Below are 7,409 nucleotides of genomic sequence, written 5' to 3'. Positions count from 1 at the left end.
AGTGTTAGTATTACTAATAAATTCTAAGATAGTAATATCAAATATTGAATGCAAGGAATACTGATTGAGCCAAGCTCAGGAGAAAGGAAATTGTTTGATACTCTAAACGCAAAAACCCCCAGCATAAATGCTGGGGTTTGGAATGTTGGCGGAACGGACGGGACTCGAACCCGCGACCCCCTGCGTGACAGGCAGGTATTCTAACCAACTGAACTACCGCTCCGCGTATCCTTTCGGACGAAGTGAATATTACGAATCTATTACCTTGTCGTCAACTGTTTTTCTAACAAAAAGATGCATTTGGACAGTTTTTAATCTCAACTAACTCTTTACGCTTTTTTTATATTCAAACTGCCTCATCATTTGACGCAGGACGCCATAAACAATGCCCACCTTTCTTCTCAACTAAATCTAATCGAGATTCATGCTCAACAAGTTCTTCTGCAGTTGCTCTTATTACTCTGAGTCCAGAGGCTGGACGCTCGATACGCTGAATATCATTTTGCTCTTGCTCATTACTTGATTCACCTTCTATTGAAAATGCTAATGCGGTTTGTCCACCGGTCATTGCCAAGTAAACATCAGAAAGTATTTCAGCATCCAATAATGCGCCGTGAAGAGTACGTTTAGAGTTATCTATTAAGTATCTATCACATAAAGCATCAAGATTATTGCGTTTGCCAGGGAATAATGCCCTTGCCATAGCAAGACTATCGGTTATTTGGCAGAACGTTTCAGTCGGCGGAATATCACGATTAAGCTTTCTAAACTCGTAATCCATAAAGCCGATATCGAACGATACGTTATGAATGATCAGCTCTGCGCCACGAATATATTCTAAAAACTCATCAGCAATATCAGCAAAAGAAGGACAATCTTCTAAAAATTCATCACTAATACCGTGAACTTCAAATGCTTCGGGATCTACTAATCTTTCAGGCTTAATATAAACATGGAAATTTCGCCCTGTTAATCGACGGTTGATAACCTCTACGGCACCAATTTCAATGATATTATGACCTTCATAATGAACGCCCAGCTTATTCATACCGGTGGTTTCGGTATCAAGTACAATTTGTCGTGTGATTGGAGTGCTCATAATCCGTTTTTATGTCAGACTTAGGGTTAGTTTTTCGTATTAATCAAAAAGGATAAGTCGCCTTTATGCACAAGCAGGTAGAAATATTCACCGATGGTTCATGCTTAGGCAACCCTGGTCCCGGTGGTTATGGCGCTATTTTACGCTATCAACAACATGAAAAAACCCTAAGTGAAGGTTTTTTTATGACCACCAATAACCGAATGGAACTTCTTGCCGCTATCGTAGCATTAGAAACATTAAAATTCCCTTGTAAAATTACACTGACAACCGATAGCCAATATGTCAGACAAGGTATCACACAGTGGATCCATAGCTGGAAAAAACGCCAATGGCGCAAAGCAGACAAAAGCCCTGTGCTGAATGTCGATTTATGGAAGCGCTTAGATAGTGCTATTACTCGTCATGAAATTGAATGGCACTGGGTAAAAGGCCATGCGGGTCATGATGAAAATGAACGTTGTGATGAATTAGCAAAAGCGGCGGCGCTATCACCGACACAAGAAGACACAGGTTATATCGAAAGTCAGAAAGACAAAACACAATAAGTAATGCTTTACGGCTCTGAATGATTGCGTGTAGCGCCTAATATTCGACCTTTTACACTCATGCGTGGCAAGGCAAATTTCAATGCCGTGGGTGTTAAAGGCAGCGTTCTTTTACGAGCAATAATTAAATTTAAACAGCCACCAGTGTGATAGCGGCTACCATCACGTTTTATTGGTCTTGAAAATGGCATAATCTGGAAATTCTGTTGTGTCATCACTTCGTAATTTAGCACACTAAGCCAATCAATTTGGCGTCGAAGTGAAAACATACGGCTTGAATAAGGCTGCTTTTGACGTAAAAAAGGTGTGCATTTCCCCAATCCTAATAAACTGATTGGGTTAAAGCTTGTTAATATTAACCAGCCATCATCAATTAAAACACGGTCGGTTTCTCTTAATAGCCAATGGGGATCTGCACTATAATCAAGCACATGAGCCATAAGACAAACATCAATCGATTTATTTTCAAAGGGTAGATAATCTAAAGATGCGATAACATCCGCATTTACTGCATTTGATGTCACATTGACTTGATGTGAAACGATACTTAATTTGGTATCTAATTCGGCACTGAGTTGACCGAGTTTCAGTAAATGAAAGCCATACATTTTCGACCACCAGTTTTGTAAACGCAATTCAATCGCCATGCGATAATATTCCCCCCAAGGGATATCACGCCAAGAATCTGGCATTGTAATTGGTTTTACTGAACGCGCTGCTTTCATCGTTTAACCCTTTATATTTTATAAGTAAGGTAACTTATATGGAGCTTATCAGAATTCCTGCTTTATCCGATAACTACATTTGGCTATTAAGTAATGAAAATAATGAATGTGTGATTGTGGATCCGTCACAAGCCAATCCCGTTATTGAAATGCTCTCACAACGCTCACTAACCCCGATTGCGATTTTATTAACCCATCATCATGAAGATCATGTTGGTGGCGTTGCTGAACTTGTCAAAAAATATCCTAACATTGACGTTTTTGGCCCACAAGAAACACAAAGTAAAGGGGCTGAAAAGATTATTCATAATCAAGAGCGCATCATTGTGAGTACTTTCACTTTTAATGTGATTGGCACACCAGGTCATACATTGGGTCATGTTGCTTATTATTGTGAGCCATATTTATTTTGTGGGGATACACTTTTTTCTGGTGGTTGCGGTCGTTTATTCGAAGGCACTGCACAGCAAATGTTTAGTTCATTACAAAGATTGAGTGCGTTACCTGATAACACATTAATTTGTTGTGCTCATGAATACACTCTATCAAATATGACCTTTGCACATCATATCATGCCAGAAAATACACTTATTACCGATTATTTAACCCAAGTTAGTGAAATGCGTAAAAAATTTGCAACCTACTGTGCCAATAACGCTGAAAAACGAAAAGAACATTAATCTTTTTTTGAAATCTGACGATATTGATTTGCAAAGGATTTTAGGTATAACCACTAATACTTATGCTCCAATTAAGACATTTACAAAATTAAGGGAATTAAAAGACAACTTTTAATTTCTAGTGATTGTTTTATTTGGGCACTCTAAGTATCATTTGGTTCAAAAAACACACAGGATGAATTTTTCTATTATGAAGACAAAAGCGATTTTGTTCTCCATATTGCTATTGGCTGGCTGTCAGCAATCTGAGAACATAAAACCTAATTTGTCTGCGATCACACCGATATCAACGAAAGGGACTTCAACTTCTCACCAACCTCAATATGATGTAAAAACCAATTTATGGGGTTATGTGATAAGTGAATTGAAAATGGACCTCCCTGAAAATGAAAGGATCTCGCAGCAAGAATTATATTTTTTAAATAATCCTAAACATATACAGAGCGTTGCTTCCCGCGCTGAACCTTATATGTATTCGATTATTGATGAAATTGAAAAACGTGAATTACCGATGGAGTTGGCACTTGTTCCTGTCATTGAAAGTGCGTTTAATCCCCATGTTACTTCCTCTGCAAATGCTGCCGGTTTATGGCAATTTGTACCGATAACAGGTAATTACTATGGTTTAGCACAAAACCAATGGTATGACGGACGTCGTGATGTTATAGCATCAACTAAAGCCGCCCTTGATTTACTAGAACGCTTGTATGTCATGTTTGATAGTGATTGGGCACTTGCCCTTGCTGCTTATAACGCTGGTGAAGGCCGTGTTATGCAAGCAATAAAGGCAAATGAAAAGCAAAACTTACCCACAGACTATTGGTCACTTTCTTTACCCAAAGAAACGATGAATTATGTACCCAAAATTCTCGCGCTGAGCAAAGTGATCCGTGAAAACGAACAAACCATTACCTTTCCAAAAAGTAACTATCGCGATAAAGCATTAGCCTCATTTGATGTTGGCGAGCAAATCACATTAAATAAAGTCGCTGAATTAAGTCAGCTACCTATTAATACCGTGAAAGATTATAACCCCGGCTATAAACGTGGAATAACCGCTCCAAATGGTCCTCATGTCATTATGTTGCCTCGTAATAAACTTGACCAATTCCGTAATGCTTTTGAGGATGCTGCTGTATTAGAAACTATTCGCTTAGCGGTTGCCAAAACGAATCAATCTATTAAGCAAGAAGGCGTTTATAAGGTTCGTTCAGGGGATTCGTTTTACGCGATTGCTCGTCGCTACAATATGAGTGTAAAAGATTTACAACGTATTAATGGATTAAATGCAAAGAGCACATTGCTGGTTGGTCAGACATTAAAAATTCATAATGCAGGTGGTATTAGTCGAACCACAACAACGAAACCTTCACCAAGCTACTATAAAGTACGTCAAGGTGACTCTTATTACAGTATTGCCCGTCGCCACGGCATTAACCTAAAACAGTTAATGAGCTGGAATGCTGATATTAAAATGTTAAAGCCGGGGACTCAATTAACGCTGTATATAAAATAGTTTTCGACACTTAAGCTACTTTAAAGCCATCGATATATTCCATACCCTAGCGGTGATAAATAGAGATGGCTTTTTCTTTCTTATCAATTAGTCACCCTTTCCCCAAAAGGCACCTTTGTTTCATTCCTTCTACTTTAGTTCGTTTGAAGATGATCTTCTTGACCATTTGGCAGAGTAAGTAATCAAAAAAGCGCCTGATATTTAACTATCAAGCGCTTCGTTTTTATCTCTATTTGACTAATTTAATAGGCTAATTTACAGCCAGAAGAACCAAGCAAACAGAGAGATAACTAAGATACAGACTAAATTCAGCACACCACCGACACGTACCATTTCTGTCTGTTTAATGTAGCCAGAACCAAAGACAATCGCATTGGGTGGTGTTGCAACAGGTAGCATAAACGCACAAGATGCACCAATACCGATAATCATCGTTAACGCCATTACTGGCATACCTAATGCTTGTGCTACTGTTGCAAAGATGGGGACTAATAACGCGGCACTCGCAGTATTACTGGTAAATTCAGTTAATACGATGATAAAGGTTGTTACTGCAAGGATAATCACGAACCAGTGGCTTGTACCAAAAGTTTCTTTCATAAAATCAGCCATTACAAGGCTTGCACCAGAAGACTGTAAAATAGCGCTCAGTGTTAAACCACCACCGAACAGCATTAACACACCCCACTCAGTGTTTTCTTGAATTTGGCTCCAACTCGCGACACCTGTTACACCGATAACAATTGCGGCACTGACTGCAATAACGGTATCTAAATCTTTAACACCTCCAAAAGCACTGCTGATGAAAGAGCTGAAGATCCAGCATACGACGGTAATTAAGAAGATAATCATGGTGATAACACGTTTGTTATTCCATTCTAACACTTCTAATTTTAGGTCAAATTTATGTTTTAAGTTAGGACGCAGCATCAGATACATCACAATAAACATGATAGGCAATAACACTAGCATGATTGGAATACCGTACTTCATCCACGTGATGAAATCCAAGTTCAGTTGGGCTGCTGCAATCGCATTTGGTGGGCTACCAACCAACGTACCTAAACCCCCGATACTTGCACTATAAGCAACACCTAATAATACGAAGACAAAAGTATTACGCTCTGAACGAATATCTAAGTTAGATAAAATACCTAATACTAGAGGCAGCATCATCGCAGCTGTTGCTGTATTACTGATCCACATTGAGAGTAATGCCGTAACACCAAATAAAAGCAATACAGCGATTGACAGTTTACCTTTTGCGATCATCAGCAAGCGGTTAGCAATTAAGCGATCTAACCCTTGAATATGAAGCGCTGTCGCTAACGCAAAGCCACCGAAGAATAAGAAAATGATGGGATTCGCAAATGATTTTAATGACTCATTGGTATTCATTAGCCCAAGCACAACGGCTAATATAGGTATAAATAATGCAGTGATCGTAACGTGAATAGCTTCTGTTAGCCATAACACCCCCACAAACACCATTAATGCTAAACCTGCATTGGCCTTGGGATCATAAGGTAAAAATTCTAGCAAAAGTAATAATAAAACTACATCGATTGCCAGAATGATTAACCCTCGCTTGTTTATCGGGCTTGATTTCGCCGATGGGGCTAAATTGACGCGTCCATGATAATACTCCACATTAGCTGATATGAACATTGGGTTCATTAAGCCATAATTGTTAACGAAATAGGTTATATGTGAAATATAAAAACATTTCTCGCCATTGAAAATGCGCAAAACTAATAATTGGGATCTCATCCACGAGAATTAACCAATTTATTAATAAAAGAGCAATAATTGAACACTATTTTCTCTTACGTATCACACTTTTTTCAAAAGGTGTTAAGAAATAAATATTCTGTTTTTTCTGTAAAAAAAATAAAAAAAAAGAGGAGAACGCTAAGTTCTCCTCTTTCAGTTCAATAAGATTTTTTAATCAAAGATGCAAGATTATGCTTGGCCTTTAACTTCTTTCAGACCGTTGAAAGGTGCTTTGTTGCCTAATGCTTCTTCGATACGGATCAGTTGGTTGTATTTAGCAACACGATCAGAACGGCTCATAGAACCTGTTTTGATTTGACCTGCTGCTGTACCCACTGCTAAGTCAGCGATAGTTGCATCTTCAGTTTCACCAGAACGGTGAGAGATAACTGCTGTGTAGCCTGCATCTTTCGCCATTTTGATTGCTGCTAAAGTTTCTGTCAGTGAACCGATTTGGTTGAATTTGATCAGAATTGAGTTAGCGATGCCTTTGTCGATACCTTCTTTCAGGATCTTAGTGTTAGTCACAAACAGGTCGTCACCAACCAGTTGGATTTTGTCACCAAGAACTTTAGTTTGGTATGCGAAACCATCCCAATCAGATTCGTTTAAACCATCTTCGATAGAAACGATTGGGTATTGTTTAGTCAGTTCTTCTAAGTAATGAGTAAACTCTTGTGAAGTGAAGGTTTTGCCTTCGCCTTTCAGTTCGTAGTTACCAGTTTCACTGTTGTAGAATTCAGAAGCTGCACAGTCCATAGCCAGAGTAACGTCTTTACCTAAAACGTAACCTGCTTTCTCAACGGCTTCTTTGATAGCAGCTAATGCAGCAGCGTTAGATTCTAGGTTTGGTGCATAACCCCCTTCGTCACCAACTGCAGTGTTCATACCTTTTGCTTTCAGCACTTTTTGCTAAGTGATGGAAGATTTCTGAACCCATACGCACAGCTTCTTTCAGAGAAGGCGCGCCAACAGGTTGGATCATGAATTCTTGGATATCAACGTTGTTATCTGCGTGCTCACCACCGTTGATGATGTTCATCATTGGCAGAGGCATAGAATATTGAC

At 38.9% G+C, this 7,409-nt stretch carries 5 protein-coding genes, 1 tRNA gene and 2 pseudogenes; 3 read left to right on the top strand and 5 right to left on the bottom strand.

Annotated features, from left to right (window positions below):
• Positions 1-146 precede the first annotated feature (146 nt).
• Both BHE89_RS05820 and dnaQ read right to left on the bottom strand, forming a co-directional pair.
• Positions 147-223: transfer RNA gene (locus tag BHE89_RS05820), tRNA-Asp, on the bottom strand.
• Positions 224-346: 123 nt separating this feature from the next.
• Positions 347-1,099 (bottom strand): DNA polymerase III subunit epsilon, encoded by a 753-nt coding sequence (gene dnaQ / locus BHE89_RS05815; RefSeq protein ID WP_069368485.1) that lies wholly within the window; start codon positions 1,097-1,099, stop codon positions 347-349.
• Between the two features lie 65 nt (positions 1,100-1,164).
• Between dnaQ and rnhA the strand changes: the two genes are divergently transcribed.
• A complete protein-coding gene (gene rnhA / locus BHE89_RS05810; RefSeq protein WP_069368486.1) occupies positions 1,165-1,647 on the top strand; it encodes a ribonuclease HI in 483 nt (160 codons plus the stop codon).
• An 8-nt stretch (positions 1,648-1,655) separates the two neighbouring features.
• Here rnhA and BHE89_RS05805 read toward each other — a convergent pair whose 3' ends face one another.
• The gene (locus tag BHE89_RS05805) at positions 1,656-2,372 is read right to left on the bottom strand and encodes a methyltransferase domain-containing protein (protein WP_069368487.1); all 717 of its coding nucleotides are present in this window, start codon (positions 2,370-2,372) and stop codon (positions 1,656-1,658) included.
• Between the two features lie 38 nt (positions 2,373-2,410).
• Between BHE89_RS05805 and gloB the strand changes: the two are divergent.
• Positions 2,411-3,167, top strand: a pseudogene (gloB, locus tag BHE89_RS05800) (hydroxyacylglutathione hydrolase).
• Between the two features lie 75 nt (positions 3,168-3,242).
• Positions 3,243-4,568 (top strand): murein transglycosylase D, encoded by a 1,326-nt coding sequence (mltD, locus tag BHE89_RS05795; protein WP_069368489.1) that lies wholly within the window; start codon positions 3,243-3,245, stop codon positions 4,566-4,568.
• 255 nt (positions 4,569-4,823) lie between these two features.
• On the opposite strand, the gene BHE89_RS05790 is transcribed toward mltD, so the two are convergent.
• Entirely contained in the window at positions 4,824-6,218 is a 1,395-nt protein-coding gene (locus BHE89_RS05790; RefSeq protein WP_286145925.1) for an SLC13 family permease, read from the bottom strand.
• 312 nt (positions 6,219-6,530) lie between these two features.
• Positions 6,531-7,409: pseudogene (gene eno, locus BHE89_RS05785) on the bottom strand (phosphopyruvate hydratase); the annotation flags it as partial.

Source organism: Shigella sp. FC1967, from assembly GCF_001743005.1.
GTDB lineage: Bacteria > Pseudomonadota > Gammaproteobacteria > Enterobacterales > Enterobacteriaceae > Proteus.
The sequence above is the reverse complement of the archived record's forward strand: the minus strand, read 5'-3'. Positions and strand labels throughout refer to the sequence as shown.

Bases quoted from the DNA above. Each gene is read 5' to 3' on its own strand.
- dnaQ (WP_069368485.1), bottom strand. From the start codon at position 1,099: ATGAGCACTCCAATCACACGACAAATTGTACTTGATACCGAAACCACC.
- BHE89_RS05805 (WP_069368487.1), bottom strand. From the start codon at position 2,372: ATGAAAGCAGCGCGTTCAGTAAAACCAATTACAATGCCAGATTCTTGG.
- mltD (WP_069368489.1), top strand. From the start codon at position 3,243: ATGAAGACAAAAGCGATTTTGTTCTCCATATTGCTATTGGCTGGCTGT.
- rnhA (WP_069368486.1), top strand. From the start codon at position 1,165: ATGCACAAGCAGGTAGAAATATTCACCGATGGTTCATGCTTAGGCAAC.